Annotated in this window: 1 protein-coding gene; it reads right to left on the bottom strand. The window is 77.4% G+C overall.

Going from position 1 to position 434, the window contains the following annotated elements:
* On the bottom strand, positions 1–272 hold a 272-nt coding region (locus Q0963_RS16495), incomplete at its 3' end, for a hypothetical protein (protein ID WP_299448172.1).
* Positions 273–434 lie beyond the last annotated feature (162 nt).

Below are 434 nucleotides of genomic sequence, written 5' to 3'. Positions count from 1 at the left end.
GCGCCCAGGCCGGTGGCCGTGGCGGTGCCCGCGGGGCCGTCGGCGGCGACCCGCACCGCCTGCCGCACCCGCCGCTCCGCGTGCACCGCCGACACGGCCAGCACCCCCGAGACGACCGCCGGGGCGTCGAGCGCGACGTGCCCGAGCGGCTTGCGGACCTCCACGACGGTGCCGTCCTCGGCCCACTCGCCCTCGATCGCCGCCAACCGCACCACCGCCGCGTCCTGCGCCGCGGCCGCCTCGTTGACCAACCCCTGCAGCTCACCGGCCACCGCCGCCCACTCAGCCCGCGACCCCCGAACCCCGCTGGGGGCAACCACCCGACGCAACGCCGACCGCGCGACACGCACCGCCTCGAGCACATCCTGCGGACCCGCTGCCGTCGCCATCACCGCCCCCTTCCGATGCCTCGAACCTACCGACGACCACCGACA

The sequence above is a fragment of the uncultured Phycicoccus sp. genome, from assembly GCF_947495705.1.
GTDB lineage: Bacteria > Actinomycetota > Actinomycetes > Actinomycetales > Dermatophilaceae > Phycicoccus.
This window is presented reverse-complemented; position numbering and strand designations above follow the sequence as displayed.